This window comes from Candidatus Bathyarchaeota archaeon (assembly GCA_026014805.1).
Classification (GTDB): Archaea; Thermoproteota; Bathyarchaeia; order Bathyarchaeales; family SOJC01; genus JAGLZW01.
In genome coordinates, this window is the sequence record JAOZHR010000014.1 from 1 (window position 1) to 20,873 (window position 20,873).

Sequence of the window (20,873 nt, forward strand, 5' to 3'; positions counted from 1 at the left end):
CCTTATACCATTCCTTTTTTGTTAGTTTCCATCCTGTTACTGCCTCGTAAAAGTTGAACATTTTTATGTCTTCAATTCCGAATGCGGCGAAGACGCAGTAGACAGCTGAGTCAGCCATTATTGAGGATAGTTCGCCATGGCCTTGGTCAAGTGGTAGAGAAGCTGTTGATGTGTGGTCTCCGGCCTGGACTGAGCACGCGTAGGCAATGTTTTTTGCAATGAAGTCTTTTCCGCTTCTAACCCCATGCGCTCCTATGGCTACGCCCTTTTCGTGAATGGCATACTTGAGCAGATTGACACCTTTCACTTCTCCAAGCTTTAAGGCTGCCCGATAGACTCCCTCGGCTAGGACATCACCGATTCCCTGCCTAGAGGCTACTTTCTCAGCGAGAGCTATGAAGGCTTCGACATTTCCCCATTCAGGTTCTATTCCATCTAAATCTTCTTTTGTTAATATTCCTTTCTCGTAGAGTTCCGCTGCGAATCCTAGGACTGCTCCACCTTGAATTCCACATAAGCCAAGCTCGTTACTAAGATAGGATAGGTAGATGTTCTCTTCTGGGGTGAATATCCCAAGGTTTGTTCCCAAATAGGCTTCAAGTTCGTAGTCTGGATTGTCGCATATCGCTCCCTTAAACCTTCCAGTTTTCAGCACTGCAAGCTTTAGACACGTCGTCGGACAGCCAAAGTCTCCCCAGTTTTTCTTAACCCAGTACTTGTCAAATTCTTCTCCCTTGTAGCTTTCCTTGTCATGCCATTCATTCTGCCAGTTTCTGACAGGTTCAGAACTTGTTTCGGCTCCAAAGAAGTAGCCTCCTCCTCCAGTTCCCCAGCGTCTAAACCTTTCCCTTTCAAAATTCCATTCAGAAAAGCCTTTGGCTAGATTCAGCGTTTTTTCCTTATCATATACGTCTGGCACTGGACCAAATCCCTTTGCGACTATTGCTTTCAGGTTTTTAGCTCCCATTACTCCACCGTATCCGCCGTAACCAGCTGCATGTGCATACTTAGCGACGACAGCTGCAACCCTAGTTTTATTTTCTCCGGCTGGTCCAATATAGAGAATTGAAGGTTCCTTTACTTCTCCGTAGTTTGGCCGAACATCTTTAATTTCTTCGATTGATTTTCTGACTAGAAAACGTAGGGTTTCCCTTGCTTTTTTGCCCCAGATGGGCGAGGCGTCTTTAATTTCGATTTGGTTGTCGCATATAAATATGTAGCATGGCTTTTCTGCTTTTCTAGTTATTATTAAACCGTCATAACCTGCGCATTTTAAGTCTACTCCAAACTCGCCTGCAACTGTTGAGCCTATTACACCATTGCTTTGAGGCGACTTTCCAGAAACACATACCTTTGTTCCGGGGAAATATCCTGTGAAGGGACCTGTAAGCACAAGTAGGATATTATCTGGGCCGAGTGGATCTACTGTTTCCCATTTTCTGCCAAGTCTATTCCATAATACTTTTGTGGCTAAGCCTCTTCCGCCGATATAATCTCTTAGAACTTCGTCTGGAAACTTCGTTTCCTTGATGTTCCTGTTGGAAAGGTCTATTTCCAAGAATTTTCCGGCGTAACCTCTCATCAGTCTATAACCTCTTTTGCGGTTTCTCCTCCAAAAATTTGCTTGGCAACTTCATGTGTGAGTTCAAGGGGTGTTTTGGCTAAGGTCTTATAGGAGACTTCTTTTTCTCTTGGAATAAGCAAAGTGTTCCATCGACCTTCTTGGCATGCTTTGACGCATTTTGGCTTTCCACCGCATAGGTCACAGATAACAATGTAGTTTCCTTCTGGATGGAGATGCGGAACATTTCCCGGGCAAGCCTTTATGCATAGACCGCATGCAGTACACTTTGAAGCATCTACGTTTATTGCCCCAGTTTGATTGTTTACGGATAGGACCTCTGTTGGGCATACTTCAACACATGGGTAACCCTCGCATTGAAAGCACAAATGGGGAATCTCAACTCCTGGGACAAGCATGAAAACTCTTATTCTTGAAGCTTCAGGCCAAATTTTCCCTTCATGATAGAGCGAACAGGCAATTTCGCATCTCCTGCATCCGCTACAATTCTCATAGTTTCGCTTGACCCAAACTTGGTTGCTTCGACTCATACTGCATCACTTATACATGCATGATTTGGATTATGAAACATATTAATTTCTTCCTTATTTCTTTGCTTTTTTCGGTCTCTTTTCCACACTATTTCTAGTAATGCCTGCGATTCAGTAGGTTGATGCTTGACACCTTGTGTGTGCATATGGCAAACACAACCTTGTTTCTCCACATGGCATTATGCGATTCGACATTCAATGTCATCCCAAGGGAATGTTTAGATATGCATCTGTGCATGTAGAATTAGGAACTCTTTTATTCGCAGCTGGTCTAGATTTACCATATGCCTTCTGCAATGCTGCAATTTTTAATCTCAATGGGCATTACGGCAGTTTTTTTTGTGCTGACATGGTTTGTAACTAGATTCTACAAGCCTGAAAGTCTAGAGATTAAATTCGCTGCTCAATCTGGCTGGGAGAAAAAAAAGGGTGTATCCTAGCAAGCATCATTATGGCTCTCGTCCATCTTCCTCAAAGGATATTCATGATAGGGTTAAACCCATTACAGGCACTAGTGTCTGCAGCATCGCTAATACCATTCTCACTTTTCGCAGGATACTTGATGATAAGAACACAAAACATCATAGGACCTACGGTTGTACACACAACAGCAAATTGGATAGACGTACTATAGCATAGACAGCTGAATCAACAGCTGGGCAGTCCCAATCGGACAAAACATGTACACATTCCATCTCTCCAGTTCAAAGCCAAGCTACACTTACGGCTAAACTGTTTCACCCCTCTGAATCGATAGTGAAATAAAGGCGAAAAGATAGTGCAATAGACGTGAACAAATGTGAAGAACCCAGCAGTCATAGTAATCGACATGCTAAACGATTTTGTCACAGGCAAGTTACGATCAGAACGAGCAGATAAAACAATTAAACCTCTGAAAAAACTTGTGAAAGCAGCCAGAGAACTTGGAATTCCTGTAATATATTCAAATGACGCTCACTATCATATGGATACAGAAGTTGTCCACAAATGGGGAGAACACGCTATAAAAGGCACTCCAGGCGCAGAAGTTATTCCAGAACTGCGGCCAAAGGAAAAAGATTTCATTGTTGAAAAAAGAACATATAGCGGCTTCTACGAAACCGGTCTCGAACCACTGCTGAGAAACCTCTACAACGGAGAAAGTGTGAAAACCGTGATCTTAGGCGGGTTGCATACAAACATTTGCGTTAGACACACTAGCGCTGACGCCTTTTTCCGAGGCTACAAGATAATCATAGCCGAAGACGGAGTTGAAGCCTTAACAAGAGAAGCCCACGAGGAAGGATTAAAGTACTTAAAAGATATTTACAATGCTGAAATAAAAACGGTTGATGAGATAATAAAGGGATTTGAAAAATAGAGATAGCTCCCAACGAACAGAACGAATAAGTCCTCGTTTTTGCAAATCTTTTTTCGGTGAGAATTTTGTCTGGACTACAATTTGAAAAGGTGAAATGTGGTAATTGCGGCAAGTTTTTAGGCTACATTTACGTCCGAGCAAAAACTGTTTCACCAAAAGAACTATAACGTTTATTTGTTGGACCACCACATGGTAAAACGGAAGTCACAGCATTCTGCCCGGAACGTTATTCTAAAATGTAAACCAAACAGCACATTTCAATATGACAGCATAGAAAAGCAAAAATATTATCAGCTTTTCCTACACAGTTATCAACCAACAGAAGAAAGGGATGAAACTTGGAAAAGTTTGACGTCATAGTTGCTGGTGCCGGAACAGGAGGGTGCTTAGCAGCTAAAACAGCAGCAAAAGCTGGGCTCAAAGTTTGCTTTATCGACATCAAGAACAAAAAAGACATTGGAAAGAAAATCTGTGGAGACGCCATAGGCAAACACCATTTTGACAACCTTGGCTTGAAAGAACCTGCTGCTGACGAGCTTGAACGGGTAATGGAAGGAATCGAAGTATATTCACCTGATGAGCAAACCAGTTACGTTGTCAAAGGTGAACAGTTGTATGGGTACATCCTGAACCGATACCGTTTCGGGCAAAGGCTGGTAAAAGAAGCAGTAAATGCAGGTGCTGTCTTGTATGATGCAACTCAAGTTTTAGAACCGGTGATAGAGCAAGGATTCGTATGCGGAGTCTCCACAAAAAACTTGAAAACTGGAGAAAAAAATGTGCTGCGAAGCTCCTTAGTAGTAGAGGCAACAGGCTTCTTTGCTGCTATTCGAAAGAAGTTGAAACCAGAAATCGCAATTGATGCCAAAGTAGCCAATCAAGACGTGGAAGCTTGTTATCGAGAAATACGGCAGCTGAAACAGCCTTTAGATGACCCTTCCCTTTGCCAAATCTACATCACTCAAAAAATAGCACTAGGCGGTTATTATTGGATTTTTGCAGAAGGCGGACGCAAGGTGAACGTAGGCTTAGGGGTAGCTATGACAGAAGGATTTCCGAATCCAAGAGAGCAACTTTACAAGCATATTCTTTCCCAACCACTGTTTGAAGATTCTTCAATAGTTGACAAGGGCGCGTGGTTTGTGCCTACTCGAAGACCACTAGACAGCATGGTGGGCAACGGCATTATTATTGTTGGCGACGCAGCGTGTCAAGTTAATCCAATTCATGGAGGCGGCATGGGACCATCAATGATAGCTGGTGCATCAGCAGGGAAGACAGCCGCAAAGGCTTTAGAAAAAAGTGACGTAAGCCGTAGGGGACTATGGGATTACAATGTAGAGTATATCAGGAACTATGGTGCGAAACAGGCGGGGTTAGAAATCCTTCGCGCACTTCTGCAGAACATGGATGATGAAGAACTCAACTATGGAATGCACAATAGGCTTCTAACTGCAGAAGACGTTTTGAAGGCGAGCTTGGGCGAGGATGTACACTTTACAATCAGCGAGAAAATGAGGAGAGCAGTCAGAGGGGTAAAGAAGATTAACATGCTTGTAAAATTGAAAAGCGCGGTAGACTCTATGAACGAAGTAAAAGCGTGGTACAGAAATTATCCAGCGTCGCCAAGCGGCTTTGAAGAATGGAAAACGAAGGCCGAAGAGATATTTGAGAAAACCATAACGAAACTCGAAAAGTAATTATCGCTTCACGACAGACACTAAGGCCTGATTTGATTATGCGTGTTGCAGTGTTGATTAGCGGAGGAAAAGATTCAGCTTTGGCGCTTCACCGCGCCTTACAAGAAGAATATGATGTAAAGTTCTTAGTGACAATGATACCACAAAGAGATGACAGTTGGATGTTTCACTACCTGAATATTCACTTAGCCGACTTGTTTGCAGAAGCTGCAGGCATCCATCTAGTAAAGGAAGAAACAGCGGGGGTTAAAGAAGAAGAACTGAAAGATTTGAAACGTGTACTAGCCACATTAGACATAGAAGGCGTGATATCTGGAGCAGTAGCTTCTCAATATCAAAAGCAGCGAATTGACAAAATCTGCGAGGAGCTAGGTCTCAATTCGATTGCACCACTTTGGAAAATGAACCCTCTGAAACTTCTGGAAGAACTAGTTAATCTGAAGTTCAAAGCTATAATAACTGGCGTCTACGCCCACGGCTTCAACAAAAACTGGTTAGGAAAACAGATAGACACAGACACTATAGATGCTCTTGAAGACCTAAACCGAAAATATCACATTTCACTCATAGGTGAAGGCGGCGAATATGAAACACTAGTTCTAGACGCACCCTTTTTCAAGAAAAAAATCGACCTAGTGGAAACAGAAGTAATCTGGAAAGGCCAAAACGGATATTTACTCGCAAAAAAGGCATGTCTAACAGAGAAAAATACACCTTAAAATGCTCATTTAATCTAGTCAGCAATTTCGTGAAAGCATTCTCCAAATTAGCAATAATATCGTAGAATGTGTTCAAACTTGAGAGAGTGCGTTAATGCTTATTAGCACAGCGATAGAACAATAAACCGAGGAGTAGACTTTGCCAAAAAGAAGCTGGTCTGAAAAGTTGAAAGACAGCAAAGATCTGCCAAAAGTGGAAAAAATCACCGATAAGATGAGCAAAAGGTGGGGCACGGGGACAGTAGCCATCCCTGCACCTATAGAAGTTGACGAGATGATGAAAAAAGTGCCTAAAGGAAATCTTATAACCCTAAACGAAATTCGCATCGCCCTTGCCAAAAAGCATAATGCAACAATCGGATGTCCTTTAACCACAGGCATCTTTGCTTGGATTGCAGCCAACGCCGCTGAGGAAGAAAAAGAGAAGGGTAGGAAAGACACTACACCTTACTGGCGCACCCTAAAAACAGGCGGGGTCGTAAATCCAAAATATCCTGGTGGGGTAGAAGCACAAAGAAATCTTCTAGAAAGCGAAGGTCATAAAGTGGTCCAAAAAGGTAAAAAATACGTTGTCGTAGACTACGAAAAGTCATTGGTGGAAATCTAAGAAAAACAAGCCCTATAAGCCAACGAACCGTATCTCGGGGTAACCTTCAACTTCCACACCTTCGCCCTCTCGTGATAGTATGTTTATCTTTTCAATCTTGCAAGTACCTTCAATATCCTCAGAAGACTCAGCCAACGTTTTAGCATTTTCTTTAGTTCCTCCGTAGATCGTTAACTCTTCAATCGAAGCGTTCAACGGCATCCTCTTTCTTGCTTTCTCTCGCCTGATTTCACCAATCACCGCAACAAGTAAGTCACCTTTCTCAATAGCTTCCTCGTCAATCTTCGCCTCTTCCACTTGTGGCCACGACGACAAGTGTATGCTTTTTTGTTTTACACTTTCAGCGAACATCGTTTGATAGATTTCCTCCGTAATGTGGGGAGCGATTGGAGCGAATATTTGAAGAAGACGGTAAAGAGTAGTATAAAGTGCGTATTGGGCGGCTTCACGTTTCTCTTGGCCATACACGTCGCCCTTGTAGAGTCTATGCTTCGCCGCTTCAATGTAATTATCACAGAGGTCACGCCAAGCAAAATTTCTAATTTCTTCAATGGCTATGTTAAATTGACATTTTTCCAAGGCCTCAGTAACCCTCAGCGTTGCTCGATTCATTCTAGCTATAACCCACTTATCCAGAAGAGTTAGCTCTGGAGCTTTTGCGAGTTCATAGTCTTTCAACAGCAGACCAGCGAATCGGGAGGCATTCCATAGTTTTATGAGAAAACGCCACGCATACTCTACGTCTGGCCAGCGGAAAGGTATGTCTGAGCCTGTAGTACCGCCGCCTGCCGCCCACTGCCTACTTGTATCTGCACCATACTTCTTGAAGACTTCCTGAGTGGCAATGTAGTTGCCAAGACTTTTACTCATCTTACGCCCATCATTGCCAAGAACCATGCCATTAATGAGACAGGCCCTGTAAGGTGTTTCGTTGAAAAGCGCGAGGTGACGTACCATAAGGTAGTAGGCCCAGGTACGGATGATGTCTGTTCCCGAAGGGTGAAGATCTGCAGGAAAAAGCCTACGCCACTCCTCTTCTGACTTGTCGGGCCATCCTGCATGCACGGCACAAGTTATAGAAGAATCCATCCAAGTATCAAAGACGTCTCTTTCAGCAACGAATTTTTCGTGACCACATTTTGGGCATTCCTTGATTCTTGGATTTTCTTGTTTCGGATCTATCGGTGGCCAACTCTCCTCTGCCAATATTATTTCACCACATTTTTTGCAGTACCATATGGGAATTGGAGTGCCAAAGACTCGTTGGCGGCTGATGACCCAGTCCCAATCAAGGGATTTTGCCCAGTCGATAAGGCGGGTTTTCATGTAGTTTGGATACCATTTGAGTGCGTTCGTTGTTTTTTCCACTTGCTCTGTCAGCTGGCGAGTTTTCATAAACCACTGCTTTGTTTCTAATATTTCGATTGGAGTATCACAACGGTCACATAAGCCGACTTCTTGTTGAATGGGCTCAATTTTAATCAGCAACCCTTGTTGCTTGAGGTCTTCTGCAATGGCTTTTTTGACTTCTTGGATCGTTAAGCCTTCATATTTACCTGCGTTTTTATTCATTTTCCCGTCTTTGGTTAGAACTGTGACAGAAAGGAGCCTGTGTTTAGCTACAGTTTTCACGTCTGCTTTGTCGCCATAAGTACAAATCATGACTACGCCAGTGCCAAATTCCGGGTCTACCATGTTGTCAGTAATTATTTCAACGGTGCGGTTTGCAGTTGGAATGTGAATGCTTTTGCCTACATACTTTTTGTAGCGTTCATCTTTTGGGTTAACGGCGACGGTGACGCAGGCTGGTATAAGTTCGGGACGTGTGGTGGCAATAGTTAGGTAGCCGCTTTTTTCTAGTGGAAATTTGATGTGGTAGAGAGCGCCTTGGCGTGTTTCGTAGTTTACTTCGGCGTCCGCTATGGCTGTTTCGCAGCTGGGACACCAGTTTACAGGGTGAGTGCCCTGGTAGATGTAGCCTTTCTTGTAGAGCATCATGAAGCTTAGTTGGGTGCGGCGCCAGTAGTCAGGGTTCATGGTTTTGTATTCAACTGTCCAGTCGTTGCTGCAGCCGAGCTGTTTTATGGCGGTTTTCATGATGCTAATGTATTTGTCTACGAATTTTTTGCAGAGGTTGATAAATTCGGCTGTGGTAGTGTCAGACTTTCTGACTCCATATTCTTTTTCAGCTCTTCTCTCGATCTGCAAGCCATGGCAGTCCCAGCCTTGGGGAAAGTAGACGTTATAGCCTTGCATGCGTTTGTAGCGGGCAATGATATCGAAATAAGTCCAGTTAAGAACATTACCCATGTGAAATTCGCCGCTTGGGTAGGGCGGAGGAGTATCGATGCTGAAAGTAGGTTTAGAAAAATCGTTCCAGTCAAAGTGATAGATACCCCATTCTTCCCACTTACGTTGCCACTTTTCTTCGGTGGCAAGAAAATCAATTTTTTTGGGCAAAGGCTTCATGATGCAAACTTCCGGCTAAACATAACATTTTCATACAGATAAGCAAGGCAAGTAAATAACAATCGAGCTACCATCCTTGGTGCAATAGACCATTATTTAAATCTCTTACCAACTGTTTCTTTTCTTCTGATGCGTGTTCTCCTTCTTATGTTTTTGCACGTATATACCATGGATTGTGCAATAGAGTTTTCCTACAAACAATTCCATCATAAATCCGATAACAATACTGTATATACACGCAATATCTGTACAAACACATTATAGGTTTCTAAAATCGCATTAGCCGTTTGGATTTTTATGTTAAGCTAGACTCATTCTTTTACAATTGTGTATCGGCGGCCTATGGGGTTTATTTGGCCTTTTTCAAAGAGCCTCTTCAGAGTTCTATAAATGGTTTTTTCTGGTTTGCTGAGTTTCTCAGCGATTTCAGCCAAAGTTAAAGGCCTTGGAGAGCTTCGCAACAGTTCGAGGACCGGTTTGTCAAGCTTACCCAATAACAACACCACACATATGAGAGCTTTAATTTTCACATCAATCTCTATTTATAGCTTACCTAATACACACGCATCATTATTAAAGAACCCTTTGAAAATCCAAAGCCGAAAATCCCACCCACACATTTGAAGGCTACGTTGGACAGCTCGACCCGAAAGCGACAAGCATCTCTCTCCAAGACTTGATCATATTATTCTGAGTGCAACAGAAAGAATACAATCATAGGTGCAAACACATAAATAATCAAGATGAAGCCATCAAAGAAGATAACTTTTTAGGCTATCTAACAACTCTATCTATCTCAACTCTCCAAAAGGAGCGCCATAAACATTGACCTCTCAAGAACCCAAGGAACATGACAAACTTACTAAACAACAAGAACAATGGGAAAAAACCACAGTTCCGAATTGGCTAAAACGCCATCCGGAAAGAAAAAAAGAATTCTACAACACCTCAGAAATCCCAATAGAACGGCTCTACACCCCGGTGGACACCAATAACATCGACTACATTCAACACATAGGATTCCCAGGAGAATACCCCTTCACCCGCGGCGTACATGCCACAATGTATCGAGGCCGCCTATGGACAATGCGCCAGTTCAGCGGTTTTGGCACTGCAGAGCAAACGAATAGACGGTTCAAATATCTTCTTCATGAAGGGGAAACTGGTCTCAGTATCGCCTTCGACTACCCTAGTATCATGGGCTACGACTCTGATCATTCGATGTCAGAAGGCGAAGTAGGCAGATGCGGTGTCGCAGTTGCATCGCTCAAAGATTTTGAGATTCTCTTTGACGGAATTCCTCTCGACAAGGTAACAACCAGCATGACCATAAACGGCCCTGCAGCTATACTGTTGGCAATGTATGTCGCCATAGGAGACAAACAAGGCGTTCCACGCACAATGCTTGGAGGCACGACACAAAACGACCTTCTCAAAGAATTCTTCGCCCAAAAACTCTGCATATTTCCTCCAAGGCCATCAGTCAAACTTGTTATAGACATAGTTGAATACTGCACTAAGAATCTGCCAAAATGGAATCCTATAAGCATAAGCGGCTACCACATCCGCGAAGCAGGCTCAAACGCCACTCAAGAACTAGCCTTCACACTTTACGATGGCATCGCCTACGTAGAAGCAGCCATCGAAAGAGGACTCAAAGTAGACAACTTCGCCCCACGCTTAAGCTTCTTCTTCGCCAGCCACAACGACCTTTTCGAAGAAATAGCTAAATTCCGAGCGGCACGTAGACTATGGGCGAAACTTATGAAGAACAGATTCCACGCCCAAAAGCCACGCTCCATGTGGATGCGCATGCATGTCCAGACATCTGGCTGCACATTAACAGCTAATCAGCCTCTCAACAACATAATCCGCGTCACAATCCAATCGCTTGCTGCAATACTTGGTGGAACACAAAGCTTGCACACAAATAGTCACGACGAAGCATTATGCCTTCCCACCGACGAAGCTGTCCGCATAGCCCTGCGCACACAGCAGATAATTGCACGCGAAAGTGGTGTCCCAAATACGATAGACCCAGTTGGAGGAAGCTATTACGTGGAAACATTAACAAATCAGATGGAAGAAAAAGCCATGGATTACATTGAAAAAATCGACAACATGGGTGGCGTCTACGAAGCCATCGAAAGAGGATTCTTCCAAAAAGAAATCGCTGATAGCGCCTATAAGTACCAACGTGAAATTGACAGCAATAAGAGAACGTTGGTTGGCGTGAACGAATATTTCATCGAAGAACCTGAATGCCCCATCGAACTCCTACGCATCGACCCTAGAGTTGAAGAACAACAAGTAGCGAGACTTCAAAAGCTTCGGCGCGAACGCAATAATGCTAAAGTAGAACAAGCCTTAGACAAACTTCATGATGCAGCAGACAAAGACCAAAACCTGATGTCTATAATAATTGAAGCTGTAAAAGCTTATGCGACGATAGGTGAAATATGTGGTGTCCTTCGGAAAGTGTATGGGGAATATAAGGAATTGATAGTTGTCTAGGAGGAGGCATTTAGACATTGCAAGATAGAAAAATCCGAGTTCTTGTGGCAAAGCCAGGGTTGGATAGCCACGATAGAGGCGCAAAAATTGTGGCGAGGGCTTTAAGAGACGCTGGAATGGAAGTCATCTACACTGGGCTGAGACAAACACCCGAACAAATAGTGGAGACAGTCTTACAAGAAGATGTTGACATTCTAGGACTTAGCATACTGTCAGGCGCTCACATGACACTTTTCCCCAGAATAATGGAACTCATCAAGCAAAAGGGACTAGATGATGTCATTGTATTTGCTGGTGGTATAATCCCCGAAGAAGATGTTTCGTCTCTTAAGCATCTAGGAATAAAAGAAACCTTTGGACCTGGCACACCAACAGAAACCATAGTAAATTTTGTCAAAAAAAGTGTAGAGAAAAGCCGTTGATAAGAATTGATCGACGCTCAACACCTTGTCGACGCTGTACTGAAAGGAGACCGCAGAACTGTAGCCCGAGTAATAACACTCATAGAAAATAACACCTTGGAAGCCAAAAAAATCGTATCACTGCTTTATCCCCACACTGGGAAAGCCCGAATAATCGGGATGACAGGACCAGGCGGAGCGGGAAAAAGCACTTTAGTTGAGAAACTAGTCAGGGAACTGAGGCAGCGAGGCAAAACTGTAGGAGTAGTGGCTGTTGACCCCACCAGCCCATTTTCTGGCGGAGCGTTCTTAGGCGACCGCATACGCATGCAAGACCTTAGCACTGACCAGGGAGTTTTCATCCGAAGCATGGCAACACGAAATAACCCTGGAGCCTTAGCTAAAGCCACGAAAGATGCTGTTCACGTCCTGGACGCAGCTGGCAAAAATGTAATTATCGTGGAAACTGCCGGAGCCGGACAGTCAGAAGTAGACATCATTAAAGTAGCCCAGACGGTCGTTGTGGTTCTAACTCCAGGCTTTGGTGATGAAATTCAAGCGATAAAAGCTGGCATCATGGAAATAGGCGACATTTTCGTCATCAACAAGGCTGACCGCGAAAACGCAAACAAAGCAGTTACCGATATCCAAACCATGTTAGAACTTGGTAATAAAAGAGGTAAATGGACCCCCGCAATAATCAAAACCATAGCCATTACCGGCGAAGGGACCGCCCAACTCTTAGACAAGATTGATGAACACAGAGAATACCTCGAGAAAGGCGAAGCCGACCTGAGACAGAAAAGAATAGTGGAAACAGAACTTGTAGACGCGATAAGGCAGAAAACCACTGAATACATTATAGAGACACTGAGAAGGACCGGCGAACTAGATGTGTTAATCTCAAAAATCCTAGCAAAGAAAATTGACCCGCTCACCGCTGCAGAAAAAGCGCTAGTTGAACAGCTTAAAAACTCCAACGAGGACAAATAACCATATGAAAAAACAACAGTTAGCACTCGGTTTAGTGCAAGTTTACACAGGCAACGGAAAAGGAAAAACTTCCGCCGCTTTCGGCCTAGCCCTCAGAGCCATCGGTCGAGGGTTAAAAGTCTACGTAATACAATTCATTAAAGGCGGCTTCGACTACGGCGAACTTTACGCCGTTAAGCAACTTGCAAACTTGAAGTTAAAGGCCTTTGGTCGCGGAAAATTCATAACAGAAAAACCCCCAGAAAAGGTTGATGTAGGATGTGCAAGAGAAGCTTTTGAATTGGCCAAAAAAGTTGTTGTCAGCGGCGAGTACGACATCGTAATCCTGGACGAAATCAACGTAGCACTCAACCTAAAACTGATAAAAGTAGCCGATGTTATCGAGCTGGTTAGGAATAAACCTAAGCATGTAGAACTGGTTTTAACGGGACGACGTGCCCATCCAGAAATTATTGAGATGGCTGATCTGGTTACAGAAATGAAGGAGATTAAACATCCTTTCAGAAAGGGAGTGCCACCTAGGAAAGGCATCGAATACTAAAGATCACTATCTTATGCAAGCCCAAGGAGTTTCCATTCCATCAACCACGACTTCTTTGTAAAAGTCTAATGTCTCTTCTTTGCTGTTCGTTCCTGTAGTTATCATGATTCCACTCTTGAGGATGCTTGCCAGAACTCCGCTTTTTGTCGTGAAGGTTACACCGAATTTGGCTTCTACATTTAGCTGTGCCCCTTCTCGCTTCAAAAGACCAACTAATTTCTCCATTTTCAAGTTCAAATTTTCTTTTGGGACTACAACGAAAACTCTCTTGTTGTTTCTTCCACAGCTCTCTTCAACCAGAACACGCTTCAAGGGTAAGGGGCTAGCTTTGGGTTGGCACCCGCAAACTGGGCAGCTCTCAGCTCGTGCAATCTCAATTTCCTCAAAGCGCATAAAGCCAACATCACAGTATAAGAGCTTATTTTTGAGGTTTGGCGACCTTCCCAAGAGGATTTTAACTGTTTCGGCGACTTCTACGCTTGCTACGACGCCTATGACTGACGGATGCACTCCGACTGTGGCGCATGATGGCAAGCTGTTGTCGTCAAGGTCTCCATAGAAACATTCTAGGCATGCAGTCTCTTGAGGGATGATCGTGGACGCGTTTCCAAAGGTTGATATGGCAGAGCCAAACACGTAGGGAATTTCGAGTCTGACGCAAGCTCTGTTTATAGCATATCGGCTGGTCATGTTGTCTAGACCGTCAACAACTGCGTCCACCCCACCTAATACTTCATCCGCGTTGTGTTCATTAAGGGAAAGAGGAAGCGGTTCAAATTTCACGTAGGGATTTAATCTCTCCAACTTCTTCACAGCCGCTCCCACCTTTGGAAAGCCAATGACATCAAAGTCGTAAAGATACTGCCTTTGCAGATTAGATTCTTCAACAACATCTCGATCAACAAGTCTTAAATGTCCTACACCCATGGCGGCTAACTGGATGGCTATCGTAGAGCCGAGACCTCCTAGCCCTACTACACAGACTTTTGCCCTCTTCAGTTTCAGCTGCCCCTCATATCCTACTTCTTCTAACATTATCTGCCTTGAGTAAAACCGCAACTCTTCATCTGAGAGCTTCTTCTCTTGTTCCTCAAGTAAACGCTTTAGGCGTTTCTCCATTTTCAACTCGTGAGGATGTTCTTCAGGAGGGGCAGGCAACTGTCTCAAGTATTCTTCTATATTAGTTGTCTCAGCTTTCTCCGATTTACTTCGTTCTTTCTTTACTTCAGCCATACTAAATCCTCTCCTTTAACATTCGTTCTTTTGGGTTCTTCCTAATCCTTAACTCGCTAAACATTATGCATATTTCTGCTAAAAAGATAGTTGGTCGAAATTAGAGAGCTAAAACATGTGAACATACGGCATGAGTTCATACGCGTTTTGCGGTCTGATGGATAAGTCAAGTTGCAAGTATGCTGCTGAAGAGTTAAAGTAAGGTGGTCCTTTTCTTGAGAACAATGTTAGTATTTTGCCTTCATGGTTGATTTTGAAACCTCTTTGAGAGGGCTCATGCCCACGAATCAGAAATTTGACATTCAACATGTTAAGGAAATTTTGAGTGACATCTTTACCAAAGAGTTTCCCAGCTCCTCTGAGTGATGAATGAGTTCCTATGATAGTCTCATCTGGGTCGCTCCAAAGGATTTCTTCAAGATGTCTTTCCTTTGGGTGCATCGAATGAGCAAAAATTAAATCGTTTAGTGAGGAAGCACAACTTGGCACTCCGCCATGAATCATCACACAAAGCCCATCCACAACAACTGCAGTGAACAAATACTGGAATAGTTCACGAATTTTTGAATAGACAACTGAGCCTTCTTTGCCAAACCTTGCCTGCAGGTTTTCTGGCAAGTCATGTGGATAAGCCAACAAGTCGTCTGGACCTTCATGGTTCCCTCGCATCAATACCACTTTTTGCGGAAAAAGCTGCTTTAACTTCAGGATTAAATAGTAAACTTCCGGAGAATGGGAACCTCTGTCTCCGTAGTCGCCGAGAAAAACCAAGAGAACACTATTTTGTGTTGCCTTTTCCATAAACTTTGAAGCTTTCAGCACATACACAAGACTCTCCAGATCACCATGTAGATCACCTATAACAATTACCTCCCCAGAAGGCTTCGCTTTAATGACCCGCCCCTCAATGCTCAATCTTCCCATTCGCCCTTCTTCTGAAGCCAAGAGTTCAATGGATTCATCGATCAAGCTAATGTATTCTTTGCTGTTGGCTTTCAGTGCTTTGCGGGATATTTCGACAAGATCTGTCATTTGCTCGACTAGCCCTGACATAGTATGCAAAGTATAACATTTATGTAATATCTACATGATTTCCACTCTTTTTTGAGTAGTTACTCTTAAATAGCTAGTGGTTTACCTTGTAAAATCGCGTGGTTAACACTATGGTCTTCTTAAACTCGAAACAAATAGCTTTCATTGCTATAATGAGCGCCTTAGGAAACATCCTCGCTGGAATTTCAATTAACGTTGCCCCAATATTAGCAGCCACCTCCCCAGGTGGGGGTGGAGCAGCATTAGATTTCTCACACATCGCAACGTTTATCGCCGCAGTCTTCGGAGGCCCTAGTATAGGAGCAATTGTAGGGTTCCTTGGTGGAATATATTCAGGATACTCGTTTGGCTTCACAGTAGGTAGCCTTGGATTCCTTTCACTTATTGGGATACCAGTCGGAAAAGCTCTAACAGGCCTAACAACTGGTCTACTCTTCAAAGGACTGAAAGTAAACAAAAGCTCACGTCCTTCTACTTACACTGTTCCCATTGTGCTTCTATCATTCATTCCTGAATGCTTGTTTACAGTTTTCTATTTCCTTTACCTAGTCTTGTATGTTTATGGCTTTGCCATGACGTTTATGCTATCGATAATTATCCCTAAAGCCTGGATTGAAATCATATTAATGAGTTTTCTTATGGGGGCATTGGTAGGGAATGTTGGCTTCAGAGATTTTATTTCAAGATTCCTTTCTTACCCGATACGTTCAATGAAAAAGCAGTTAGAGAAAAAATAGTCTTAGTAATAGTGTTTTATTGTAATGGTTTTATTTTGAAAGTATCGACTTGATATTTTCTCGTATTTCTTCTGATCTTTCTTGGATCATCTTGAGTAAGTCTTTGAATTCTTCATCGTTAGGATATCTTTTATATGCTCCATATGTGCAGAAGCCTAAGCCCTCAAGTAAGTCTCCTATTATGATGCCGAAAAGAAAGTTTCTTTTTGATTTTATGGTGTTGAGAAATTTTTTGTTCATCAGTTGGTAGTAGGTTTCAAGAGTCCCTTGAAGCAGTTTGTCGAGAGCTTTTCCTAGGGTCTCTTCTAGTTTCTTTTCCATTGAATCATCGCACTGCTAGTCGAATTTTTCTCTGACAATCATTTTGCGGAATTTTCTCATGTGATCGCAGTCTGATTTTAGGCGTTTGAGTTCCTTAGTCTCCATCTGAAGCTTAGCAACTCTTAAACGAATTTCTTTAAGTTTACCCATTTCAGTTCGGAATGCAATTTCTTTTTGTCTTAAAATCCATTATGAAGAGGGAATCAATATTTGAAATAAGGGAATTTCTCAGCTGTTAAGATGATTAATGAAAAACCAGTTTCCCCAAAAAAAGCTATACTCCGGGTCTATTAAGGACCTATCGGGAGCATATAGAAGGAGGGCAACACCTCAGCGATGCGTGAAATTGCTGTGACAAATGATTTTAGTGCCTTCCTACAAATAACGCTGTTTGGTTGCTTTACATGGACTTGCTATTGAAGGCGAATGTGACAAGTAAAGGCGCAATCCTTTTGGGAAAACATGTGGCCTGTGACGCTTATGAAGAAAACAGGCCCCTGAGAGTTGTGACCCACGCGCACGCTGACCACATGAACGGGCTGCATCGAAGTTTGAAAAACTGCGACACAGTGGTGATGACGCCCGCAACCAAAGATTTAATTGATGTCATGAGGGGACAGAGCTTTCTCTTGAGAGGAAATGTAAAAGCAATCGAGTACGATAAGCCTTTGATTTTTGACGATGAGCAGTTAACTCTTCACAAAGTTGACCACATTCTCGGTACGGCTCAAGTGCTCGTGGAGGACGCTGATGGTATGCGTATCCTCTACACAAGTGACTTTCGAATCCAAAACACTCCGGTCATTCAGTCTGACGTCCTAATCATTGAGGCTACTTATGGTAGTCCATGGCGCACAAGAAACTTCGGAGACGAGGTAACACACATGCTAGTCTCTATCGTTGAGAAAGGACTGAAACAAGGCCCTGTTTATGTTTTCGGATATCACGGAAAACTTCAAGAGGTAATGCAGATATTACACGAAGCAAAGATTAATGCACCATTTATAATGCCTGAAAGAATCCTTCAAATTTCGAAAATCCATCAGAAACACGGAGTAAGAATTTGTAGACCTCTATTCTTGACCAAACACGAATTACAGCTCACCTTACAAGAAGAAACGCAATATGTTGCCTTTTACCATATGAATTGGCGCAAAAAAATAGGTTTGAACAGGTTTAGAGTTTGTGTGAGTGGTTGGGAGTTTAATTCGCCTTGCAGGCAAACAGGTGAAAAAGAATACGTTGTAGCCTTGAGCGACCACTCCGACTTCAAAGGTTTGCTGGAATACGTCAGGCAAAGCAACCCACAACTAGCCATAACCGATAACTACCGAGCTGGTGATGCATATGCGCTTGCAAAACAGATAAAGAAGCAACTCGGAATCGAAGCAAAACCCCTCCCAGCATAACAACCTTTTCCAGCAATCTCGTGCACGCCCAATTCTTGCCAAAACATACATGTACAATAGCAAGATTTGCTAGAGTAAAGAATTTAAACAGCAATCTCCTTTCACATAGGAGGCAGGTCAGAATCATGGGTGTACGAATTCGAGTGCAAAGACGAGGACGAGGAGGACCAACTTTCCAAGCATCCACTCAAAAGAGAATAGCGCCAGCCAAATACCCTCCAATCAGCAACGAACAACTAGAAGGCGTCATCGAGGGCAGAATAGAAGGAATTTTCCACGAACCCGGACGAGGCTCACCCCTCGCCAGAATAAAACTACAAGACAACAAAGACTACCACTTCATAGTTCCTGAAGGCGTACACGAAGACCAAAGAATCCAAATTGGCAGCCAAGCACCAATCGAAATAGGCAACATCCTTCCTCTAAGCAACATACCCGAAGGCACCATGATCTGCGGAATAGAACTCTCACCAGGTGACGGAGGAAAGATAGCACGTTCATCCGGAACATATGCAACCGTCGTCGCCCACACACCACAAGGAACCATGATAAAATTCCCTTCAAGGAAAACAAAATACGTCAATGACCTATGCCGCGCTACCATAGGCATTGTCTCCGGAGCTGGGCGGCTTGAAAAACCATTCCTTAAAGCCGGCAAAAAATACCACAAGAAGAAAGCGAAAGGTCATAAATATCCACGAACACGTGGCAGAGCCATGGTCGCTGCCGCGCATCCTTACGGGAGTAGTAAGAGAGGCGGTCGCAAAGTCACCACAGTCGCACGCGGGGCACCACCAGGCAAGAAAGTAGGCTTAATTGCAGCTAGAAGTACTGGCAGGAAGCAAAGAAGAAGAAGGTAACTTCGGAAAAGGTTAATAAACAGCCCTAGAGAAGCAATGAGTAGGCGAACGTAAAAAAAATGCCGAAAGTATTCATGTACCGGGGATATACTCTCGAACAATTGCAAAGTCTTTCAATGGACGAGTTTATACTTTTGCTCCCATCCCGCCATCGCAGAAGCCTACAACGCGGACTCAAAGCTGAGCAACGAATCTTGTTGGAAAACGTAAGAGCCGCAAAAGCGGCGATGGATAAAGGACAAAGTGTCATAGTTAAAACCCACACCCGAGACATGGTCATACTCCCAGAAATGGCCGGTGTGACAATATTACTTCACAATGGGAAAGAATTTCTCCCCATTGAAATCGCTCCTCAAATGATTGGGCATTATCTTGGAGAATACGCGATCACAAATAAGCCTGTAAAACATGGGCAACCAGGTATTGGCGCTTCAAGGTCGTCAATGTATGTGCCACTGAAATAAATAGTTGCAATAATTTTCTACGCGCGATAACTTGGTTCAGTTTTCTTCTTTTTTTCGCTTGCTAATGGTACTTTAGGAAGTGGAATAGGTGGGGGAATATTCAGAGTTCTGGAAATAAGCACGGATTCCAAAAACACAACATTAGAAATGGTCTGTACAATAATAGGCGGTGGCGCTTTCTTCTCTCCGTAACTTGAAAATATTTTTTCCAGCTCTTCTTTATCTCCCGTGACGTTAGCCTTGCCTTTAACACTGATTTGAGCCACTGCAGGATTGTAGTTTATGGTAAAAACAAAAGGTACTTCCAACAAATCTTCACTCGGCTTATTTATACTTATGAGGTTGAGGTTTGTAGCGATCTTCACTGGAGGAAGGGGGCGTCTGATTTCCCAAAAGCGTTCAGCGGATATGCTGTTTATGGAAACATTAACGCGGATTTTAATCTTTGGCTGACTCAGTCTTCTACGCCTCGCTATTCTTGGTTTTGTTTGTACCGTGTAAAGCCACAGTGTCCACACGTGTATCGGTTGCCATGGTCTGCCATGAAGTAACCTGGACCGCATCTTTCACAGAATGGTCGCAGCCGTGTCAAGCTTTTTTCCTCAATTTTGTAGTAGCTGAAAATGCTTTTCTCTTTTTTCTTCTTTTTTTCCACCTTTGCCTTCTTAGGTTCTACAGGTTTTTCTTCTACAACTTCCTCTGCAACTTCTTCAGTCTCAGCTTCTTCTTTGGCCTCTGATTTCTCAGTTTCTTCAGACATTCACTATTCCTCTTTCTTTCTTTCTTCTTTTTGGTCTTCGGATTTAGGAGTGGAGGGTGCTTCCTTTGCCTCTTCTCCTTTCTCTGGTTCTCCTTCTTCAAGTTTTTCTTCCTTTATCGGCTTTTTCTCTTCTAGTTTTGGTGTTTTTGGTTTTTCTGTTTCCTCTGCGGGTTTTTTAGGGGAAACATTACGGGTAATAATGTGTTCGGGTTCGATCAGCTTTGCTTGTTCAGCAGATTCGTAGGCGTTCGCCTCTCCTATGGCAGTCATTGTACCGGTTTTCGTTTCTACTTTCTCCACGAACACCAAGTCGATTTCTATCTTTAGCATGTTCGCCAGATTTTTTCTTAGTTCTAAACGTGAAGTGGTTTGTCCTTCTTGACTGTGATCAACTTCAAAGACAACTTCTTTTCTTTTTAGTAAAGGGTTGTATTTTTGGGAGAGGATTTTCAACTTCAAATCTATTCTTCCGTTAACGAGTAGTTATGGCACAAAAAAAGTGTTTTTGTCCTTATAAAGTTTCATTCCTTTTGATAAGTACTAGGGTTTATATTCTTCCCCATAGCTTCCAGCGATTATGAATACGTCGAATATATCTATGATTCCACAAGGCTCTACAA

At 43.2% G+C, this 20,873-nt stretch carries 24 protein-coding genes; 13 read left to right on the forward strand and 11 right to left on the reverse strand.

The window, feature by feature from the left end:
- Positions 1-1,582 (reverse strand): aldehyde ferredoxin oxidoreductase (locus NWE91_03400; GenBank protein ID MCW3985442.1); only part of this gene is annotated, 1,582 nt, incomplete at its 3' end.
- Positions 1,582-2,112: a 4Fe-4S dicluster domain-containing protein gene (locus NWE91_03405; protein ID MCW3985443.1), complete on the reverse strand. Its 531-nt coding sequence runs from the start codon at positions 2,110-2,112 to the stop codon at positions 1,582-1,584. The genes NWE91_03405 and NWE91_03400, both read right to left, overlap by 1 nt.
- Positions 2,113-2,545: 433 nt before the next feature.
- On the opposite strand from NWE91_03405, the gene NWE91_03410 reads away from it, so the two are divergent.
- The 5 genes from NWE91_03410 to NWE91_03430 all read left to right on the forward strand — a co-directional run bounded on the left by NWE91_03410 (position 2,546) and on the right by NWE91_03430 (position 6,498).
- Positions 2,546-2,746: a CPBP family glutamic-type intramembrane protease gene (locus NWE91_03410; GenBank protein ID MCW3985444.1), complete on the forward strand. Its 201-nt coding sequence runs from the start codon at positions 2,546-2,548 to the stop codon at positions 2,744-2,746.
- A 165-nt stretch (positions 2,747-2,911) separates the two neighbouring features.
- A complete protein-coding gene (locus tag NWE91_03415) occupies positions 2,912-3,472 on the forward strand; it encodes a cysteine hydrolase (GenBank protein ID MCW3985445.1) in 561 nt (186 codons plus the stop codon).
- Positions 3,473-3,810: 338 nt separating this feature from the next.
- Positions 3,811-5,172 (forward strand): NAD(P)/FAD-dependent oxidoreductase, encoded by a 1,362-nt coding sequence (locus NWE91_03420; protein MCW3985446.1) that lies wholly within the window; start codon positions 3,811-3,813, stop codon positions 5,170-5,172.
- Positions 5,173-5,210: 38 nt separating this feature from the next.
- Positions 5,211-5,891, forward strand: a complete 681-nt coding sequence (locus NWE91_03425) for a TIGR00289 family protein (GenBank protein MCW3985447.1) — start codon at positions 5,211-5,213, stop codon at positions 5,889-5,891.
- Between the two features lie 139 nt (positions 5,892-6,030).
- On the forward strand, positions 6,031-6,498 hold the full coding sequence (locus NWE91_03430; GenBank protein MCW3985448.1) for an MGMT family protein: 468 nt from the start codon (positions 6,031-6,033) through the stop codon (positions 6,496-6,498).
- 12 nt (positions 6,499-6,510) lie between these two features.
- Here NWE91_03430 and NWE91_03435 read toward each other — a convergent pair whose 3' ends face one another.
- On the reverse strand, positions 6,511-8,967 hold the full coding sequence (locus NWE91_03435; GenBank protein MCW3985449.1) for a valine--tRNA ligase: 2,457 nt from the start codon (positions 8,965-8,967) through the stop codon (positions 6,511-6,513).
- A gap of 311 nt (positions 8,968-9,278) precedes the next feature.
- Positions 9,279-9,461 carry an HTH domain-containing protein gene (locus NWE91_03440; protein ID MCW3985450.1) on the reverse strand — a complete coding sequence of 61 codons (183 nt, stop codon included), beginning with the start codon at positions 9,459-9,461 and terminating at the stop codon, positions 9,279-9,281.
- 331 nt (positions 9,462-9,792) lie between these two features.
- Between NWE91_03440 and NWE91_03445 the strand changes: the two genes are divergently transcribed.
- From NWE91_03445 to cobO, 4 genes are read left to right on the forward strand one after another with little or no spacing between them, the layout of a single operon-like run.
- Positions 9,793-11,481, forward strand: a complete 1,689-nt coding sequence (locus NWE91_03445) for a methylmalonyl-CoA mutase family protein (GenBank protein ID MCW3985451.1) — start codon at positions 9,793-9,795, stop codon at positions 11,479-11,481.
- A 17-nt stretch (positions 11,482-11,498) separates the two neighbouring features.
- Complete coding sequence (locus tag NWE91_03450; GenBank protein ID MCW3985452.1) at positions 11,499-11,903, forward strand: cobalamin B12-binding domain-containing protein; 405 nt, start codon at positions 11,499-11,501, stop codon at positions 11,901-11,903.
- Between the two features lie 6 nt (positions 11,904-11,909).
- Entirely contained in the window at positions 11,910-12,875 is a 966-nt protein-coding gene (gene meaB, locus NWE91_03455; protein ID MCW3985453.1) for a methylmalonyl Co-A mutase-associated GTPase MeaB, read from the forward strand.
- Between the two features lie 4 nt (positions 12,876-12,879).
- A complete protein-coding gene (cobO, locus tag NWE91_03460; protein ID MCW3985454.1) occupies positions 12,880-13,416 on the forward strand; it encodes a cob(I)yrinic acid a,c-diamide adenosyltransferase in 537 nt (178 codons plus the stop codon).
- A gap of 6 nt (positions 13,417-13,422) precedes the next feature.
- On the opposite strand, the gene NWE91_03465 is transcribed toward cobO, so the two are convergent.
- Positions 13,423-14,649 carry a ThiF family adenylyltransferase gene (locus NWE91_03465; protein ID MCW3985455.1) on the reverse strand — a complete coding sequence of 409 codons (1,227 nt, stop codon included), beginning with the start codon at positions 14,647-14,649 and terminating at the stop codon, positions 13,423-13,425.
- 108 nt (positions 14,650-14,757) lie between these two features.
- Positions 14,758-15,681, reverse strand: coding sequence for a serine/threonine protein phosphatase (locus NWE91_03470; protein MCW3985456.1), 924 nt, complete (start codon positions 15,679-15,681; stop codon positions 14,758-14,760).
- A 131-nt stretch (positions 15,682-15,812) separates the two neighbouring features.
- Here NWE91_03470 and NWE91_03475 point away from each other — a divergent pair, with 131 nt between their 5' ends.
- On the forward strand, positions 15,813-16,439 hold the full coding sequence (locus tag NWE91_03475) for a hypothetical protein (GenBank protein MCW3985457.1): 627 nt from the start codon (positions 15,813-15,815) through the stop codon (positions 16,437-16,439).
- Between the two features lie 30 nt (positions 16,440-16,469).
- On the opposite strand, the gene NWE91_03480 is transcribed toward NWE91_03475, so the two are convergent.
- Both NWE91_03480 and NWE91_03485 read right to left on the reverse strand, forming a co-directional pair.
- A complete protein-coding gene (locus NWE91_03480) occupies positions 16,470-16,760 on the reverse strand; it encodes a hypothetical protein (GenBank protein MCW3985458.1) in 291 nt (96 codons plus the stop codon).
- Positions 16,761-16,775: 15 nt separating this feature from the next.
- Positions 16,776-16,910: a hypothetical protein gene (locus NWE91_03485; protein MCW3985459.1), complete on the reverse strand. Its 135-nt coding sequence runs from the start codon at positions 16,908-16,910 to the stop codon at positions 16,776-16,778.
- Positions 16,911-17,164: 254 nt separating this feature from the next.
- Here NWE91_03485 and NWE91_03490 point away from each other — a divergent pair, with 254 nt between their 5' ends.
- From NWE91_03490 to NWE91_03500, 3 genes are all read left to right on the forward strand, one after another.
- A complete protein-coding gene (locus NWE91_03490) occupies positions 17,165-18,169 on the forward strand; it encodes an MBL fold metallo-hydrolase (protein ID MCW3985460.1) in 1,005 nt (334 codons plus the stop codon).
- Positions 18,170-18,294: 125 nt separating this feature from the next.
- Positions 18,295-19,029 (forward strand): 50S ribosomal protein L2, encoded by a 735-nt coding sequence (locus tag NWE91_03495; protein MCW3985461.1) that lies wholly within the window; start codon positions 18,295-18,297, stop codon positions 19,027-19,029.
- 59 nt (positions 19,030-19,088) lie between these two features.
- Positions 19,089-19,493 carry a 30S ribosomal protein S19 gene (locus tag NWE91_03500; GenBank protein MCW3985462.1) on the forward strand — a complete coding sequence of 135 codons (405 nt, stop codon included), beginning with the start codon at positions 19,089-19,091 and terminating at the stop codon, positions 19,491-19,493.
- Between the two features lie 17 nt (positions 19,494-19,510).
- On the opposite strand, the gene NWE91_03505 is transcribed toward NWE91_03500, so the two are convergent.
- From NWE91_03505 to NWE91_03515, 3 genes are all read right to left on the reverse strand, one after another.
- Positions 19,511-20,011, reverse strand: a complete 501-nt coding sequence (locus NWE91_03505) for a hypothetical protein (GenBank protein ID MCW3985463.1) — start codon at positions 20,009-20,011, stop codon at positions 19,511-19,513.
- Positions 19,966-20,148 carry a 30S ribosomal protein S27ae gene (locus NWE91_03510; protein MCW3985464.1) on the reverse strand — a complete coding sequence of 61 codons (183 nt, stop codon included), beginning with the start codon at positions 20,146-20,148 and terminating at the stop codon, positions 19,966-19,968. The genes NWE91_03505 and NWE91_03510 overlap by 46 nt, the downstream gene beginning before the upstream one ends.
- A 108-nt stretch (positions 20,149-20,256) precedes the next feature.
- Positions 20,257-20,712, reverse strand: coding sequence for a hypothetical protein (locus tag NWE91_03515; protein MCW3985465.1), 456 nt, complete (start codon positions 20,710-20,712; stop codon positions 20,257-20,259).
- Positions 20,713-20,873 lie beyond the last annotated feature (161 nt).

What these genes read in the sequence shown, in the direction of transcription:
- NWE91_03495 (MCW3985461.1), top strand. Translation starts at nt 18,295, where the DNA reads ATGGGTGTACGAATTCGAGTGCAAAGACGAGGACGAGGAGGACCAACT.
- NWE91_03485 (MCW3985459.1), bottom strand. Translation starts at nt 16,910, where the DNA reads ATGGGTAAACTTAAAGAAATTCGTTTAAGAGTTGCTAAGCTTCAGATG.
- NWE91_03490 (MCW3985460.1), top strand. Translation starts at nt 17,165, where the DNA reads ATGGACTTGCTATTGAAGGCGAATGTGACAAGTAAAGGCGCAATCCTT.
- NWE91_03475 (MCW3985457.1), top strand. Translation starts at nt 15,813, where the DNA reads ATGGTCTTCTTAAACTCGAAACAAATAGCTTTCATTGCTATAATGAGC.
- cobO (MCW3985454.1), top strand. Translation starts at nt 12,880, where the DNA reads ATGAAAAAACAACAGTTAGCACTCGGTTTAGTGCAAGTTTACACAGGC.
- NWE91_03470 (MCW3985456.1), bottom strand. Translation starts at nt 15,681, where the DNA reads ATGACAGATCTTGTCGAAATATCCCGCAAAGCACTGAAAGCCAACAGC.
- NWE91_03435 (MCW3985449.1), bottom strand. Translation starts at nt 8,967, where the DNA reads ATGAAGCCTTTGCCCAAAAAAATTGATTTTCTTGCCACCGAAGAAAAG.
- NWE91_03480 (MCW3985458.1), bottom strand. Translation starts at nt 16,760, where the DNA reads ATGGAAAAGAAACTAGAAGAGACCCTAGGAAAAGCTCTCGACAAACTG.
- NWE91_03425 (MCW3985447.1), top strand. Translation starts at nt 5,211, where the DNA reads ATGCGTGTTGCAGTGTTGATTAGCGGAGGAAAAGATTCAGCTTTGGCG.
- NWE91_03465 (MCW3985455.1), bottom strand. Translation starts at nt 14,649, where the DNA reads ATGGCTGAAGTAAAGAAAGAACGAAGTAAATCGGAGAAAGCTGAGACA.
- NWE91_03405 (MCW3985443.1), bottom strand. Translation starts at nt 2,112, where the DNA reads ATGAGTCGAAGCAACCAAGTTTGGGTCAAGCGAAACTATGAGAATTGT.
- NWE91_03500 (MCW3985462.1), top strand. Translation starts at nt 19,089, where the DNA reads ATGCCGAAAGTATTCATGTACCGGGGATATACTCTCGAACAATTGCAA.